12 protein-coding genes are annotated in these 15,521 nt (G+C 46.7%); 5 read left to right on the top strand and 7 right to left on the bottom strand.

The window, feature by feature from the left end:
• The first annotated feature begins 383 nt into the window (after positions 1 to 383).
• Positions 384 to 614 (top strand): hypothetical protein, encoded by a 231-nt coding sequence (locus QUB11_RS14605; protein ID WP_333200728.1) that lies wholly within the window; start codon positions 384 to 386, stop codon positions 612 to 614.
• Between the two features lie 50 nt (positions 615 to 664).
• On the top strand, positions 665 to 877 hold the full coding sequence (locus tag QUB11_RS14600; RefSeq protein WP_333109614.1) for a hypothetical protein: 213 nt from the start codon (positions 665 to 667) through the stop codon (positions 875 to 877).
• Positions 878 to 2,052: 1,175 nt separating this feature from the next.
• Here the strand turns inward: QUB11_RS14600 and QUB11_RS14595 are convergent.
• The 4 genes from QUB11_RS14595 to QUB11_RS14580 all read right to left on the bottom strand — a co-directional run bounded on the left by QUB11_RS14595 (position 2,053) and on the right by QUB11_RS14580 (position 4,890).
• Positions 2,053 to 2,454 (bottom strand): MgtC/SapB family protein, encoded by a 402-nt coding sequence (locus QUB11_RS14595; protein WP_333164719.1) that lies wholly within the window; start codon positions 2,452 to 2,454, stop codon positions 2,053 to 2,055.
• A gap of 103 nt (positions 2,455 to 2,557) precedes the next feature.
• Positions 2,558 to 3,214, bottom strand: coding sequence for a hypothetical protein (locus tag QUB11_RS14590; protein WP_333200729.1), 657 nt, complete (start codon positions 3,212 to 3,214; stop codon positions 2,558 to 2,560).
• 281 nt (positions 3,215 to 3,495) lie between these two features.
• On the bottom strand, positions 3,496 to 4,461 hold the full coding sequence (locus QUB11_RS14585; protein ID WP_333200731.1) for a BadF/BadG/BcrA/BcrD ATPase family protein: 966 nt from the start codon (positions 4,459 to 4,461) through the stop codon (positions 3,496 to 3,498).
• 72 nt (positions 4,462 to 4,533) lie between these two features.
• Positions 4,534 to 4,890 (bottom strand): zinc ribbon domain-containing protein, encoded by a 357-nt coding sequence (locus QUB11_RS14580; RefSeq protein ID WP_333200733.1) that lies wholly within the window; start codon positions 4,888 to 4,890, stop codon positions 4,534 to 4,536.
• A gap of 215 nt (positions 4,891 to 5,105) precedes the next feature.
• Between QUB11_RS14580 and QUB11_RS14575 the strand changes: the two genes are divergently transcribed.
• Positions 5,106 to 5,432 (top strand): phasin family protein, encoded by a 327-nt coding sequence (locus QUB11_RS14575; protein WP_242723321.1) that lies wholly within the window; start codon positions 5,106 to 5,108, stop codon positions 5,430 to 5,432.
• Between the two features lie 278 nt (positions 5,433 to 5,710).
• A complete protein-coding gene (locus QUB11_RS14570) occupies positions 5,711 to 6,298 on the top strand; it encodes an FKBP-type peptidyl-prolyl cis-trans isomerase (RefSeq protein WP_333200735.1) in 588 nt (195 codons plus the stop codon).
• Between the two features lie 91 nt (positions 6,299 to 6,389).
• Here QUB11_RS14570 and dnaB read toward each other — a convergent pair whose 3' ends face one another.
• From dnaB to QUB11_RS14555, 3 genes are all read right to left on the bottom strand, one after another.
• On the bottom strand, positions 6,390 to 7,715 hold the full coding sequence (gene dnaB / locus QUB11_RS14565) for a replicative DNA helicase (RefSeq protein WP_333200736.1): 1,326 nt from the start codon (positions 7,713 to 7,715) through the stop codon (positions 6,390 to 6,392).
• 499 nt (positions 7,716 to 8,214) lie between these two features.
• Positions 8,215 to 8,673, bottom strand: coding sequence for a 50S ribosomal protein L9 (gene rplI, locus QUB11_RS14560; RefSeq protein WP_333390951.1), 459 nt, complete (start codon positions 8,671 to 8,673; stop codon positions 8,215 to 8,217).
• 269 nt (positions 8,674 to 8,942) lie between these two features.
• The gene (locus QUB11_RS14555) at positions 8,943 to 14,039 is read right to left on the bottom strand and encodes a PAS domain-containing protein (protein WP_333390948.1); all 5,097 of its coding nucleotides are present in this window, start codon (positions 14,037 to 14,039) and stop codon (positions 8,943 to 8,945) included.
• A 619-nt stretch (positions 14,040 to 14,658) separates the two neighbouring features.
• On the opposite strand from QUB11_RS14555, the gene QUB11_RS14550 reads away from it, so the two are divergent.
• Positions 14,659 to 15,498, top strand: a complete 840-nt coding sequence (locus QUB11_RS14550) for a glycosyltransferase (protein WP_333200740.1) — start codon at positions 14,659 to 14,661, stop codon at positions 15,496 to 15,498.
• Positions 15,499 to 15,521 lie beyond the last annotated feature (23 nt).

The following is a 15,521-nucleotide window of genomic DNA, read 5'->3' as shown; positions in this document are numbered from 1 at the left end:
GCGTCCCGCCCGTCCTTTCTGGGCGGGCGGGACGCCCATCCCACAACAGTCATGAAAAGTGGATTTTATTTAATTCTCACCCTTAGTCATTAGTCCGAGGGAAGAAGAAAAATGCTCCCACTCTCCGACTCCTCCACTCGGACACTCTCCGACTTCCCCACCCAGACACCCGGACACTCTCCGACTCCCCACTCTCCGACTCCTCCTCTGGTATCCCCCGCGTGATCGCCGTCACAACCGTGCAAATACTTAGTCACACTCTGCGACTCCGGCTGTCACGAGTGGCCCGTCACAATGTCACACCTATTGAGCAATAGCCGTCACTGCTGATTCTGTGAAAACAGTTGATACTGAGGCTTGAACCAATAAAATCCCGAAGTGTTATGGTACTAATTCGCGACCTCGCCCAGCAAGCTCTGGCTCTGGGCTATCTAACCCTTGAAGCCGAAAATCAACTGCGGCGGATGTTAACTACCACCCAGTATGACTTGGAAGACTTAAATGCTTTTATGGCTTTGCAACTAGCAGCTATGTCCGGAGGAGTGAAACAAGAGTCTCGCGAGCTAAAAAAGTTTGAAATCTTTGGCGAGACGCCTTCCGAAACTTCTTGTTAGTAATTAGTTGGCTTTTGATTCGTTAAAATTTAGTAAGGGACATTTCTACAGTGCAGGTTCGTGAAGTTGTAAAACAAGCTATTGCCGCTGGATATCTGAGTTTGGAAGCGGAAAATGAAATGCAGAAAATTTTTTCCTCAGCCAAGTGTGATTTGGAAGATTTGAATGCTTTTATGAGCTTGCAGTTAGCTGCGATGGCGGGTCGCGTGACGCAAGAGTCTTTGGAATTGATAAAAAGGCAAGATTTCGCGGATAGTAATTAATTTTTTATTCACCTATCTGGCAAGACAACTATTAATTGTTATCCTCCATAAAGGCTGGAAAGCTATAATTATTTGGATCAGTTATCTACTAATTAATTTTAAAAATATTGGTATTTGGGTTCAATGGGTGTTGAGCCAATTCAATAAAATTGAAATAAATATTAAAATGAATATTTAAGTTGATAGTGAGGACTTCACTCGTCAAAGGTCAGGCTTGGATGACTAGACCTGTCAAGGTGTAGTCGAAGTGTTTGCTTCGTAACAGTTGAGCATTATGCTTGAAAAGTTATGTAGTGTTAATTCTCTATCAAATGGAGAAGATTTATCGATCGCCCCACGCAGAGATTTCAAGCGTTTGAGCCACTTTTTAGGCGTTGCATAATTGCGGGGTGATTTGGATTGTTTTTTTGTGGAATGGGCTCTCGTAGCCCGAAGGCGTGTATTTTCACACCAGGCGGAACACCCCACAATATATTAGTGTCAACTTAAGTTTTTAGTCGGGAGCATCTCATATTTGCAAAAACACTTCTTTCTTCTTCCTTCTGACTCTTTTCTCCTGGCTCCTGACTCCTGACTCCTAATTCCAATTTCGAGCTTTGCTGCTTTCATTGAGATGCTCCCTTTTAGTCCGCCAGTCCTCCCGCTCACCCGGAAGTCGGCCAGGGAATGAATTCCCTGTCTCATAGCGAAAGTCCTCTCAAAGAGGACTGAAGAACTCATTAGTCCTCATAGCGAGGACTTTGGCTTTGAGGCTCTTGTTGAAACCCCTGCCGGAATGAGGTTTAACGTGTTTGTTGACACCAATGCCCACAATAATCATCCTCAAATTGTGTAAGGCCCCTTTTTCACCATCTTGACAGGTATGGCTGGGATGATGGCAAACAATTTAAGCTGTTGCGGCATTTAAATTATATGTCAAAAAACAATCAAACTCTTGTGGGGAGTAGGGGTTGGGCTTCTAGCCCGCCCCGAATATATAATTTAAATGCGCGACAGCTTATGATCAATGATTAACTGGAGTTGGCATGAAACAGCTAATATTATTTCCCCTCCATCGACCGCAATAAAATTAGTTAGTAGTGAGGACTTTAACCCTCATAAAGCTCGCTCCTGCTTCCGCCGTTACTACAAAAGTAATAAGGGTTATAATACCAGCTTTTATCTCATCACTGAGACTATTTCCTACGACTCCGACGCTCTAACTCTTTAATAACTCTCAGAACAAACAGCGACATTAAAGCGCCAATTAATGCTAGTTGCCACAACCCGCATCCGGCAGCAGTTCCTAAAGCTGCTGACACCCAAATAGCGGCGGCAGATGTGAGTCCGTGAACTTCAACTTTACCTCTTTCCTGGTGATTTTGCCGCAGGATTTCTCCGCCTCCCAAAAACCCAATCCCGGCAGCAATGCCTTGAATTACCCGCGCTACAGCATCTCCTCCGTTTTCATTTTTCCCCATTGCCAGCGGCATTAAAACAAACAGTGCAGAACCCATACTAACTAGCATATGAGTTCTCAATCCCGCTGGTTTGTTTCTGAGTTGGCGCTCCCATCCAATAATTCCGCCAACAAACATGGCTAGGCACAACCTTAATAGTATGCCTAGCCAATTATCGGGAGACCACAAGTTAGCGATCGACAATGTTTTACTGCAAATAATTAATCGGAAGATTCCAATATTAGCGGAGTACGATGTCCGATCGCAATCTCACTGCCAAATCTTGTTCCGGGCGAATCACGAGTACGTCAACGCTGCGCCGCCCCAACAATACTCCAGCTATAGCGCCGATCCCAGCGCCTCCCAATACTTCTTCAGTGGCGATGGCTTTGTCGCCGGTAATGCCTGCTAGTGCTGCTGCTGCTGCTGCACCCAAGGCTGCACCTTGCGCTAGTGAACCTGTGCCAGCACCTTTTTGGACTCTTTCGGTTCTGGTAATAATTCCTGAATTTCCGTCAATCCGATAGCGTTGGCGGCGGCTGATAACTAACTCTCTGGCAACAAATTGAGTACCCATTTGATTGCCTCTTCTGACAGGTTGCAGTGTCCCGACTATCTGGCTGCCTCTGGGGATTAATACTCTGCCTTGAGGTGTGCGGATGTCTTGCGCTACTGTTAAAGTTAAAGGTGCAGTTTCTTCGCGGGTGACAACTATTTTGTCTTTTTCATAGCTAACTGGAATTACACTGCCCGACGGAATTCGGATGCTATCAAATTGTGAAATTCGTTGTTGGGCTTCTGCGGGAGTAGCTACCACCAGCGGCGCGCTGGTTCCAACTGTAATGCCCAGTGCGAGGATTGCTGCTGTTGCTGAACGCCATTTTTGAGAAGTAATCATATAAATTGTCTCCTTGCTTCGGTTTTGGTTTACTTAGGAACGCACTACTGCTAAATTTGTTTCTTGTTTCGCATTCATCTGATGTTTTGATTATGGCAGGCTGGAATTCTACCAGTTGGGAAGATAAGGTCGATAATCGAAAATTTTAAAATTTGGAAAGAGCGAGAAACTGGGCAAGATTGGGAAGATAAGGAGGATAAAGGAGAGATTTCGGTTCATCGTCCCCCTTAGCATCTAATTAGTTAAGGTGAAATCCCAGCATGATGGCTCGGATCACCAGGTTAATTGTTGAGAGCGTTTAAAGCTAACAATCCAGCACCGAAAGCTGGTTCGTATCGGGGCGAGATTACCTTAGCTTTTGGGGCGATCGCACTTATGGCGGCTTCAAACCGACCTCGGCAATTTGCCTCTCCGCCCCACACACCTCCTACGATCACAATTTCAAATTCTTCTGTTTGGTTAAATAGCGCTGAAATGGCTATTTTTGTTGAATAGGTTAATTCTGCCACAGCATTATTGATAATGCAGTCAGCGACGCGATCGCCCTCTGCTGCTGCTCCCTCGACAATCGGCGCTAAGGCTGCAATTTCTTTGACTCCCCAACCGCGCCCGTAAACGACTTCTACCAATTCTTCTAGGTTATTGAGGCCTAAATGCGTTTGAAATTTTTCCGCAAGCACGGTAAAATCTTCGCGTCCGTCATAGAACTTCAAAGCAGCTTGCAAACCCTCAAGGGCGATGTTATATCCGCTGCCTTCATCGCCTAAAATGTATCCCCAACCGCCGACTCGTTTAGTTTTTCCGTGACGGTTTTGCCCGAAAACAATCGAACCGGTTCCTGAAATAACGGCGATACCCACTGGATGGCCTGTACCGCCAGCAAGTGCGATCGCGCAGTCGCTGGAAATTACTATATTCCTGGGTAGGAATGATCTGGTTACTGGTAAAGTATTCGTCAACTGCAAGTTCTGCACTACAAATTGCACTATTTCACGATCTTTTGGACGCCCGACGCCTGCTAGTCCCAGACCAATTGCTTCTATGTTGAGATTGCCTACAGCCTCGACCTGAGCGGACAGAACTGCTCGTTCGATCGCCAATTGGATGGATTGTTTTGCTGTCTCAATTCCCAGGGTTTGATAATTTGACGGCCCTGCTTCACCCCGTCCTAAAACAAGGTGGTTGTCATCCATTAAAAGGCAGATAGTTTTAGTGCCGCCGCCGTCGATGCCGAATACGTAGCTCATGAATAATTTAGAGAATAATAGAGCAACCCAGATTAACAGAGATATCTCTATTCTACGCTTTGTACAATCCGATTAAATCGACAGAGCAATGCTAATAATAATTAAACCTAATAATGCTAACCAAACCAGATGGCGCTGACACCAATTTTTGATCGATTGCAGCCCGTCGCCGCTGCTGTAAGGAATCGTCTGTGGCACAAGTGGCTCAGCTTGATTGTGATAAAGCGTGCATTCTTTGGCAAAGGGACGTTGCGGGTAGTTGCAAGTGTCATCTGCGTGATAAATACAGGTAGTGCACAGAAATTCTTCGGGTTTTGATCTATAAAGAGGGATACCCGGATGACCGAAAGCTTTGAGGGGGATTTTGCAGTGTGGACAGGCGAGGGCTTGGGCCTCTACAGGTTGGTGACAGCGGGGGCAATCAGGCATAGACAGCAGGGTTATGGGGTAATGTGGTGGGTAGGCTCATTAGCGGGTTTTCCGAACGCCGATTAGCGCGATCGCCTCGCCATCAGGCGGCTGGATACTCCAAAATAGAAAGGTAGTTGTGCGCTGATGTAACTTTAAGTTTACAGATGGTTTCGCAGCGACAGCAGGCGACCTGAGCCGATCGGGTATGAAAGGGCAAACATTAGGAAAAATCTATGGATAACAATAGCAACTTACTCAAACAACTGGTAATGCTGGGCATTGGTACTACTTCCCTGGTGGCAGAGAAATTGCAGGAAGTGAGCGAGCAATGGGTCAAAGATGGCAAAATCAATCCTGAGCAAGCCAAAACCTTTGTCGATGACATGACCGAACACCTGAAGTCTGAACAGGGCAATTGGGATACGCAGTTGCAGCGGCAACTACGGAATATGCTGCAAGATATGGGAGTTCCCCGACAGTCGGAAATGGATGAGTTGCGGGGAAGGCTCGATCGTTTGGAACGTCAGATGCGCGATTTAGAAAACCGTAACTGGCGCTGAGTTCGATCCTCTTCGAGGGCTTCGCTAACGCCCGCGAGAAGTTCGCTGCTATCTTGTGATAAGATTGTCACCCGAAGGCAGAAGGCTAAAAAAGGCACTTATGTAGAAGCCATTTATGTAGAATTACAAACATTTTGACTTCATACTTTTGCCTTTAAAATTATCTGGTACCTGCCGTTTTTTGGTGGAAAAGTTCAGATAACATTTGGTAGTTCTTGTTGTACTAGATGTCTTAGATATCTGAGATATCGTGGTTAAAAGTATTAGGAGGGTTAATTTTGCGAGGAGTTCTAGTCAGCTTGGGAGTAATGCTGGTTTGCTTTGTGTTTTTGATAGTCGCTCAAATGGGCGGTTCTGGGTCCCAAGCAGTTGCAGCCGAATTGAACAATCTTTTACCAGAGACTGCTATTGAGAAATTGTCAGCGCAGTCTTTGAATGAAAATAACTTGCTAGTAGCTGATGCTACTTTACCGGAGGTACCAGCTACTATCGCTGGCAATAACATGACTGATAATACTGAGAAAACTGTCACCACAGATTCAGGTCTGAAATATGTTGAATTGAAAGAGGGTGATGGGGCGACTCCAAAAACCGGCCAGACGGTTGTGGTGCACTACACTGGAACTTTGGAGGATGGCACGAAGTTTGACAGTTCGCGCGATCGCAATTCTCCTTTTCAGTTCAAAATTGGCGTGGGTCAAGTAATTAAGGGTTGGGATGAAGGCGTCGGTACGATGAAAGTTGGAGACCGCCGCAAGTTGATTATTCCCCCTGATCTCGGTTACGGTGCTCGCGGTGCGGGCGGGGTGATTCCTCCTAATGCTACGCTGATTTTTGATGTGGAATTGTTGAAAATCGCTGGCTAGGTAGCTCAATATAATTCAACGTAAAACTTTTACGGTGTTTAGAAACCCGGTTTTTTTAAGAAACCGGGTTTTTGTGTATGTTCTGGTTGATTTACGATCGCTTCGGAGATGCCAGATTGCGAAAGCAGGTATATTGGGCGTCAAATAAGAGTTTGATGATTCCTGTGGGGCCGTTTCTGTGTTTGGTAATGATTACTTCTGCAATTCCGCGATCGGGCGAATCAGGGTTGTAATATTCATCGCGGTAGAGCATAATTACTAAATCTGCGTCTTGCTCGATCGATCCACTTTCTCTCAAATCAGACATCATCGGTCGCTTGTTTGTCCTCGCTTCCACACCCCGACTCAACTGAGATAAGGCAATAATCGGCACGTTGAGTTCGCGGGCTAAACCTTTAAGACTTCTGGTAATTCGAGATAGTTCTTGCACGCGGTTGTCGCTGGTACCTTCCATTAATTGCAGGTAATCTAGCAAGACTAATCCTAGGGTTCCCCCTTGTTCTGCTTGGAGGCGGCGGACTTTCGATCGTATTTCTGTGACGGTAATATTGGGAGTATCGTCAATAAACAGCGGTAGTTCTGATAAATTGCCAATGGCTGTACTAATTGGTTCCCATTCGTTTTGACTGATTCTACCCGATCGCAACCTGTTACTTTCTATTTTGGCTTCACTCGACAGGATGCGCTGCACTAGCTGTTCTTTCGACATTTCTAAGCTGAAAACGGCAACCGGCAATTTTTGCTGTCCGGCTGCGATGTGGTGGGCGATGTTGGTACAAAAAGCGGTTTTGCCCATCGCCGGCCTGGCTGCAACGATGATTAAATCCGATCGCTGAAAGCCTCCTGTCATAGCATCTAAGTCATAAAAACCGCAGGGAATACCGGGAAGTGTCAGGCCTTCATTGCGATTTTCTAGGTCTTGAAATGTTTGGTTTAGTGTTTCGCCGATCGACACTAAATCCTGTTGCGGGCGTTCTTGAGTTATGCTGAAAATTTCTTGTTCGGCGCGGTCTAAGACTGTTTCTAGTGGTGTTGCCGTCTCGTAACCTAGTTGTACTATGTTGTTGCCAGCTTCGATTAATTTGCGGCGCTGATATTTGTCTTCAACTAAAACTGCATATTGGTCGATGTTGACTGCGGAAACTGTGCGATCGACTAATTGTGCTAATTTAGTTAGTCCTCCTACTTGCTCTAACTGGTTGCGGTCGGTTAGCGAAGTTGTTACCGTCATTAAATCGGTAGGTTGACCCTGTAAAAATAGCCCTAATGCCGATCGATAAATGACTTGATGAGCGGTGATGGCAAAAAACTCCGGTCGCAGCAGTTCGGCAATTCGGGAAATAGCTTCGGGGTCAATTAAAATCCCGCCCAAAATTGCTTCTTCTGCCTCTATATTTGTCGGCATCAAATCGCTCATTAGTCAATAGTCCTCAGTCATTAGTTGTTAGTCATTAGTCATTAGTTATTAGTCATTAGTTATTAGTCATTAGTTATTAGTCATTAGTTTAGGACTTACGCACCAGCTCTATCTTTAGGCTGCTTATGGGCGCACCTTATTCCTACCTATAGCGGCTTAAACCATTTTTTGCGTAAATCCTATAGTTATTAGTTGCCAGTGATTAGTCGTCAGTTTTAAATCTGCAAGTTAGCAGTCCTCAGTCATTAGTTAGCGTTACTCACTTCTTATATCATCTCCGATCGAGCGATTAAAAGGGCGGGTTTTTGAGATTGTCAATTATTGGCAGATATTTTTCGTGAACCCGCCCCTACCGTATTAGGGGTAATCGACCGGACATAATATTAGTTAGCGGTACTCAGTTCTTAGCTAATGACTAATAACTAATGACTAATGACTAACAACTAATGACTAATGACTAACAACTAATGACTAATGACTGATGACTCATGACTCTTAATTACATCGGAACCACTTGAATATCAACTTCGGCAGTAACTTCTGCGTGTAGTTTGATTTCAGCTTTGTATGTACCAGTTTGGCGAATTTCGGGCAGAGTGATGCCGCGCCGATCGACTTCTTGACTGGTAGAGTTGAAAATCAGTTCTGCTACTTCTTGGTTGGTGACAGTACCAAAAATCGCGTCTGCTTCGCCAACTTGCTTGGAGATGATGAAAGGCCCAGCCGATTCGAGGGCGGTTTTGCGGACTTCAGCTTGCTGCTTGAGTTCTAGCTGGCGCAGTCTTTCTTCTTCACGGCGACGCTCTGCTTGCTTGAGAATGCCCGGAGTGGCTCTACATCCCATTCCTTGGGGTACTAGGTAGTTGCGGGCGTAGCCTGGGGCTACTTCTACTACGTCGCCAGCTTTGCCGAGTTTGCTGACATCTTTATTTAAAACTAATTGAACGCGCTTGGCCATGATCGTGGGTTGTGGGGTTTTAACTGCAACTTTTTATAATAGCGAAGTTTGAGGGGCGATCGCAAGGGAGTTCGGCAACGGATTATGTAGCGGATGTAACGGATTTAACGGATGTAACGGATGGATGTTGAGATTCGAGGTTCGAGATTCGAGGTTCGAGGGAAGAAACAGGGATAATATTTTTAACGGGCAAATTCAGTTTGAAATTACGCAAAACGGGGGTGCTGTAATGAGCAAAATCAACTACAGTGCAATGTCTTACAGAGCACTCAGGCTTTATTTTCAAGGCGCTGGGCGATCGATCGCGCTACAGTAGCAACTAACTGGGTCGAATTGATCGGCTTGGCTAAGTGTTGGTCAAATCCGGCTTGCAAAATTTGGCGCTCGTTCGCTTCTCCAGCATAGGCCGTTAAGGCGATCGCCAACAACTGCCGATAATCAGGCGCAAGCTGAGTGCGGATGCGATGGATCAACATATACCCGTCCATCTGGGGCATTCCAATGTCGCTGACGAGCAAATCCGGTGCAGTTTGTTCGATCGACTCTAGCGCCTCAGCAGCAGATGACAGGGAAATCACCTCTGCACCCGCTTCCTCAAGCACAAAAGCGACAAAATCTCGCGAGTCGAGTTCATCATCTACCACCAAAATTCTCAATCCAGCTAGTGGCAAGGATGAGAGATCGGGACTAGCAGCCCCATTAACGGCTTCCTCCTCCTGCCTTCTAGAATCATCATTTAATAGCGGTAATCTCACCGTAAACGTCGCTCCTTGACCAACTCCTGCGCTTTCTGCAAACACCGTTCCGCCGTGAAGTTCGATCAGTTGGCGGACGATCGCCAATCCCAGTCCCAAGCCTCCAAATTTGCGCGTTGTAGCGCCATCTTCTTGTCGGAAATGGTCAAAAACATAAGGCAAGAAATCGGGAACAATACCTTTACCTGTGTCCGTGACTTGAATTTGAGCTTGGTGCTCGATTTGCCCTAATCGAACTTCTACTCTACCGCCTTCGGGCGTGAATTTCACTGCATTTGATAACAAATTCCACACAATTTGTTGCAAGCGACTTGTATCGCCGAGAACTTGCCCGACATCGGGATTTAAGATTGTTTGGATTTGAATTTTTTTAGCTTCGGCGGCTAATTGCACGGTTTCCAAAGCAGACGGGATAATGGTTGCCAGATTCATCGGAGCCACATTCAATCTGAGTTTTCCTTGCAGAATCCGAGACACGTCAAGCAAGTCTTCGATTAATTGAGATTGCAGTCGGGCGTTGCGCTCGATCGTCTCAAAAGCCTTGGCAGTTTGAGTCGGCTTCAGCTTGCCGCCGACGAGCAGTTGTGACCAGCCTAAAATCGGATTCAGGGGCGATCGCAACTCGTGAGAAAGCACCGCCAGAAACTCGTCTTTAATGCGGTTAGCTCGCTCGGCTTCCGTGCGGGCAGTTTGTTCTAATTTAAGAACCATATCACGCTCGGTTTCCACTTGTTTGCGCTCTGTAATGTCGATTACAGAGCCGATATAACCCTCAAATTGTCCGCTTTCGGAAAATCTGGGAGCAGCCGCATCCATCGCCCAAGAATATCCGCCATCCTTGCGCCCGACGCGATATTCCACGCTGTACGGTTCCTGGCGTTCGTTGGCGGTCAAAAATGCGTCCTTGGCGTATTCTCGGTCTTCTGGATGCAACGCGTTTATCCAACCCAATCCTAAACCTGTTTCCTCAGTTTGACCTGTGAATTCATACCAGGTTTCGCTCAAGAAAGTGCAATAGCCTGTGGAGTCTGTTACCCAGACCATAAAAGGAGCGTTGTTAGCCATATTGCGGAATCGTTCTTCGCTTTCTTGCAGCGCTGATAAAGCTTGTTTGCGTTCTGTGATATCCCGACAGACAATCACTCCGCCTTTGATTTCGCTGCTAGTATCAACTACTGGATAACCGCTGATACTGATCCAGCGATCTTCGGAATCTTCGCGGCGGACAAATACCTCTACATCATTGACATATTCACCTTTGATTGCTCTGGCTAGAGGTAGTTCAGCGGCGGGGAAAAGGGTTTTTTTGTCTGCCCAAAATAGTCCGTAAGTGCTCGACCATTCCTCACAAGATTTTTCATTCGATAGCTGACCGAATATTCCTACGGCGGCTCGGTTAAACAACACAAACTCGCCTTGTTGGTTGGCCAAAATCAAACCATCACCAATGCTGTCAATAATTACTTGCAGTAACTTAGTTTGTTCTTGCAGGGCGACTTCTGCTCGTTTGCGATTTGTGATGTCGCTGGAGATGCCAATCAGGCCGATGACTTCTCCCGCCTGATTGCGGTAGGGAGCTTTCATTACCAGAAATGTCCGAATGCCATCGTGAGATTCTTCGAGGACTTCTGTTTGGCCGGATTCCATAATGCGCCGATCGTTTTCCGTGACTGTGACTGCAAGTTCTACTACTGGGTATAAATCGATATCGCGACCCCCAATTACTTCAGAAGCAGATTTGCCCATTATTTCCAGCGTGGCTGGATTTGCATAAATAATCTGTCCTTCTCGATTTTTGACAAAAATTGGTGTGGGTGCTGACTCGTTAATTACATTCAAAATCGCATTTTTTTGCCGCAGTTCTTCTTCAGTGCGTTTGCGATCGCTAATATCGCTCCAATAAGCCGTAAGTCCTTCGGCCGCAGGATAGGCGCTCACTTCTATATACATCTGGAGCGACGGCGAGAACTCTTCAAATTTGACAGAAAGTTGCTCGTTAACGACTCGATGAAATTCTTGATATGCCCTTGAATAGGATTCTTTTTCGGCGGGGAATAGCTCCCAGATCGATCGACCTAACAAGTCGTTTCTCGATCGAGAAAGCAGTTTTTCTGCTGTGGCATTAACGTAGGTATAGCGCCATTGTGAATCGATCGCCATAAAGGCATCGGTAATACTTTCTATAATATTGCTGACTTGTTGGTTGGCCGCTTGCACCGCGAGTTCAGCGTTTTTGCGCTCGGTGATGATTTCGCAAAAAATCATGATGCCGCCAATCTCATTGGTGTTGGTTCGCCAAGGGTGAATTTCCCAGCGCACCCAGTCGATTAAGCCATCAGGGCGGGGAAACTGCTCTTCAGGGCAGGTTTCGACTGCTCCCGCCAGACAGCGCTGGTGGATTTGTTTGAAATGATCGGGCAAATTAGGAAAGATGTCGTAGTGCGATCGGCCCACAATGTTTTGAGTGCCGAGCCCGTAACTTGCCAGCCAGCGGTCGCTCACCAGCATATACCGCATCTGGCGGTCAAACATCGCCACCCCCGCAGGCGAATGTTTTACGAACAGCCGCAGTTGCTCGGACTGTTGCCGCAGGAGATTCTCCGATTGTTTGCGATCGCTGATTTCTTTGAAAAGTATGGCGACTTTTCGGCTCTGCGGCTCAGGAGTGCGGAACGCCAAAACCTCGAACCAGCGGTTCATGACTTCCGAGCCGTGCTCGAAGCGCAAGGACTCCCCCGTCAGGGCGACTTTGCCGTAGATCTCAAACCAATAATCTTCGAGATCCGGAAGCATCTGGCGCGCCGTTTTACCCACAGCTTGTTCGAGTCCGGTTTGTTTCACAAAGGCAGGATTGACTTCCAAAAAGCGGTAATCGATCGGCTTTTCGTTTTTGTCAAACAGCATTTCAATGACGCAAAAACCTTCGTCTAGGGACTCAAACAAAGTGCGATAGCGTTCCTCGGAACGGCGCAAAGCAGCAAGAGCTTGTTTGCGATCGCTAATATCCATACAGGCCGCTACACAGCCGCGAACTGCGCCTTGTTCGTCAAATAACGGCACCGCATTCACCAACCAATCAAAGGCCGCCCCGTCCTCGCGCACCATTTGAATTTCCACATCTCGCACTTCGACGCCGGAAGCTACGGCTAGTTGCATGGGGAGTTGTTCTCCCGGAATTTCCTGTCCGTTGCGGAGTCGTCTAAAGGGAAGGACTGCCGCTTGCTCTCCGGTTCCAGAAACATTGGTATCGGGCGGCACTTGCAACATCGACTGGGCAAACCGGTTAGCGCGAATTACTTTACACTCTGGATCGTCGGCGATCGTAATACCGACGGGTACAGCATCAAGTATCGATTGCAGTTCATTAATTCGTCGCTCTAGTTCTTGGTTGAGCCGTTGAATTTCTTTTTTGGTAGCTTTGCGTTCGGTAATTTCATGCACCGTCACATTCACGCCCAAAACGCGATCGTCCTCGGCCCTCAGTGGATAGACACTCAACAGCCAATCCTGTTCGACTCCCGGCTGTGCTGAGTTCGTCCTGCGAAGTTCGAGCTGTTGAAGTGGAACTTTAGTTTGAATAACTTGTCGGTAAAGTGGCTCTAAATCATCTGCCATTTCTGGCAAGATTTCGCGCAATGTTTTGCCGATGTGGGCGGCGGCTGGAACTCGGTTAATTTCTGCTAGCCAATCGTTGAGGCGGACAAACCGCAACTCAGTATCGAGGAAGCAAAGTCCGATCGGCGCACTAGCATAAATCGCCTCGATTTCTGCTAGTTGTTGCTGCGCCGTTTGCGCTTGTTGAATAAAAGCAGCCCTCGCCGCCTTCTGCTGGGTGACATCTTGAAAATAAACGGCAAGTCCCGATGGGATGGGATAAGCTCGTACCGCATACCAAGCATTGAGTGGCCGATAAAAAGATTCAAAACTAACCGTAACTTGGAACGTGGCGGCGTGGCGATATTCCTGCTCAAACAAACTGCCCACTGATTCGGGAAACTCTTCCCAAATGCTGTTGCCAATCAAATCTTTCGAGGATCGATTCAGCCACCGCGCCGCTTGCGAATTGAGGTAGGTAAATCGCCAGTCTCGATCCAAAGCAAAGAACCCGTCCGAAATACTTTCGAGGGTGTCTGACAGTTGGGGCGCGGGCGCGTTACAGACTGGTTCGGGCTTTTGTTGAGCGATAGGAGTGAAGGTTGTTACTACGGCATAGGGAGTCGATCGATCTCCCTGAAATAAAGGTTGAGAATTGAGCGTCAACCAAATCAATTCTCCCTGTGGCCGATAAAAGCCCATGATGACATTTAAACATGGTTGCCCGGTTTGCAGCGCCACCATCGCCGGATGTGTTTCACCAGGAAAATCCGAGCCATCTTCACGCAGAGTCTGCCACCGAGTTTTGATTGAAGTGCATAAGAGCATCTGTTCTGCTGTCATCCCCAACAGCTCCTGGGCGTGAGAATTGCACCCCTGAATGCTACCATCTGCCAATTGCAGAACCATCCCTACATCTGTGGGCAAAGGCGCGACTGGGTAGAACGCTTTGTTAGAATCCGTTGAAACAGAGGGGTCGATTTTTGCTTGGGGTTCAGTATTGCGTGGGTTTTGCATCGGTTTCTAACAACGATCATTTTACTTTGGGCAAAGCAAATCGCGCTCAATAATAGGGAAATAACCAGAGGAACTTTTGACTTGAGCAGGGTGACACTTCAAACCTAAGATGGATGTCGATCGTTCTGCGGTAATATCGATATCTAGACAATTTATTTTATCGTAGAGTCCCACGTCTGAACCATTTGCGGGATTCAGCACAGGCGACGGGGAATTTTCTGGCTGTTTCAAATGCCAGGTTAGTCCGTCTCATTATTTTTCGCGTTGCTGCATATTACCAATGCCTGTTGCTCGTTTTCGGGCGCGAACAGATGGCACTTGCACACAACTAAATAAGTAGATGAAGCTTGAAAATACATAACCCCTCTCTCGCAGCGAGTGAAACGAAGCAATCGCTTTTGTTACGCCCGCCTTACATTCTGTTACATTATAAACTTTATTCGCGCCTACCTACTTAGAAACCCCGTTTCTTTGTGTAAATCTAACCGGCAATTTAGGCAAGATTTTATTCGTCTCAACGGTAAATGGGCGATCGCATTTACCTCAATACAGGGTCGCCTACTTCCTCCAGTCCCAACGTTTGTGTCACGTTTGCCATTCATCTCACAAACTTAATCCTATGCACATATTCACAGCAGCCGATCGCACCTATATTCTGGGGTTAGCAGCACTTCTCAAGTCTGTAGATCTGAATGTTAGCCAATCTGGGAAGGAGCAGGTCAAAATTACCGTTGTATCTAGCAGGATATATTCACCGCAAAAGGAACAGTTACAGAATTGTTGCAAATACCAGATTGAATGGCAAGAATTGCAATCTAATTACGACCAACTTCTTTCGGTATCAGGTTCTAAACTTCCTTACGTTAAATTGGAGCCGCGAAAATATACCAAAGAAACAGAAAGGCTGATTTGGCTCGACAGCGATACGATCGTTCTGGGCAGCTTAAAGCCGCTGTGGAACCTAGATTTTCCAACTCTGCCGATAGCAGCCGCACCCAACGTCTGGGGAAATCCCAACAATTATCTAGATCTAAACCCTTATTTCAATAGTGGTGTTTTAGTTTACAACATGAAGCTTTGGGAGGAAGAGCAACTGTCGGAAAAGTTGCTCCAAAACGCTAGAACCCACGTTTGGGGCGATCGCGATCAAGGTGCATTAAATTCAGTTTTAGTGGGAAGGTGGAAGCAATTAGACCAAATATGGAACAACTACAAGACTGATGATATGTCAAGTAAAGTGATGCACTTTATATCAAGACCGAAACCGTGGGAAAGCTCCGCCCCCAATCAATTATGGCTCGCTATGTTGTTTCAGACACCGTTTAAGGACGAACTAGAAAAAATCCCAAATAAGTTTAAGGGGCTGTCGAGCTTTCACGTAAAATACCAAAGACTTGACAGGTGGTTGAGCGAACCGATACTCAAGTTTAAGAGTTACCTGAAACAACAAAAACGTTAAGGTCAATCGATTTTAGATTTGAG

This window comes from Microcoleus sp. B6-A1, from assembly GCF_036705085.1.
In the GTDB taxonomy this organism is placed as follows: Bacteria; Cyanobacteriota; Cyanobacteriia; order Cyanobacteriales; family Microcoleaceae; genus Microcoleus.
The sequence above is the reverse complement of the archived record's forward strand: the minus strand, read 5'-3'. Positions and strand labels throughout refer to the sequence as shown.

What these genes read in the sequence shown, in the direction of transcription:
- QUB11_RS14605 (WP_333200728.1), top strand. Translation starts at nt 384, where the DNA reads ATGGTACTAATTCGCGACCTCGCCCAGCAAGCTCTGGCTCTGGGCTAT.
- QUB11_RS14595 (WP_333164719.1), bottom strand. Translation starts at nt 2,454, where the DNA reads ATGTTTGTTGGCGGAATTATTGGATGGGAGCGCCAACTCAGAAACAAA.
- QUB11_RS14590 (WP_333200729.1), bottom strand. Translation starts at nt 3,214, where the DNA reads ATGATTACTTCTCAAAAATGGCGTTCAGCAACAGCAGCAATCCTCGCA.
- QUB11_RS14585 (WP_333200731.1), bottom strand. Translation starts at nt 4,461, where the DNA reads ATGAGCTACGTATTCGGCATCGACGGCGGCGGCACTAAAACTATCTGC.
- QUB11_RS14580 (WP_333200733.1), bottom strand. Translation starts at nt 4,890, where the DNA reads ATGCCTGATTGCCCCCGCTGTCACCAACCTGTAGAGGCCCAAGCCCTC.
- QUB11_RS14575 (WP_242723321.1), top strand. Translation starts at nt 5,106, where the DNA reads ATGGATAACAATAGCAACTTACTCAAACAACTGGTAATGCTGGGCATT.
- dnaB (WP_333200736.1), bottom strand. Translation starts at nt 7,715, where the DNA reads ATGAGCGATTTGATGCCGACAAATATAGAGGCAGAAGAAGCAATTTTG.
- rplI (WP_333390951.1), bottom strand. Translation starts at nt 8,673, where the DNA reads ATGGCCAAGCGCGTTCAATTAGTTTTAAATAAAGATGTCAGCAAACTC.
- QUB11_RS14555 (WP_333390948.1), bottom strand. Translation starts at nt 14,039, where the DNA reads ATGCAAAACCCACGCAATACTGAACCCCAAGCAAAAATCGACCCCTCT.
- QUB11_RS14550 (WP_333200740.1), top strand. Translation starts at nt 14,659, where the DNA reads ATGCACATATTCACAGCAGCCGATCGCACCTATATTCTGGGGTTAGCA.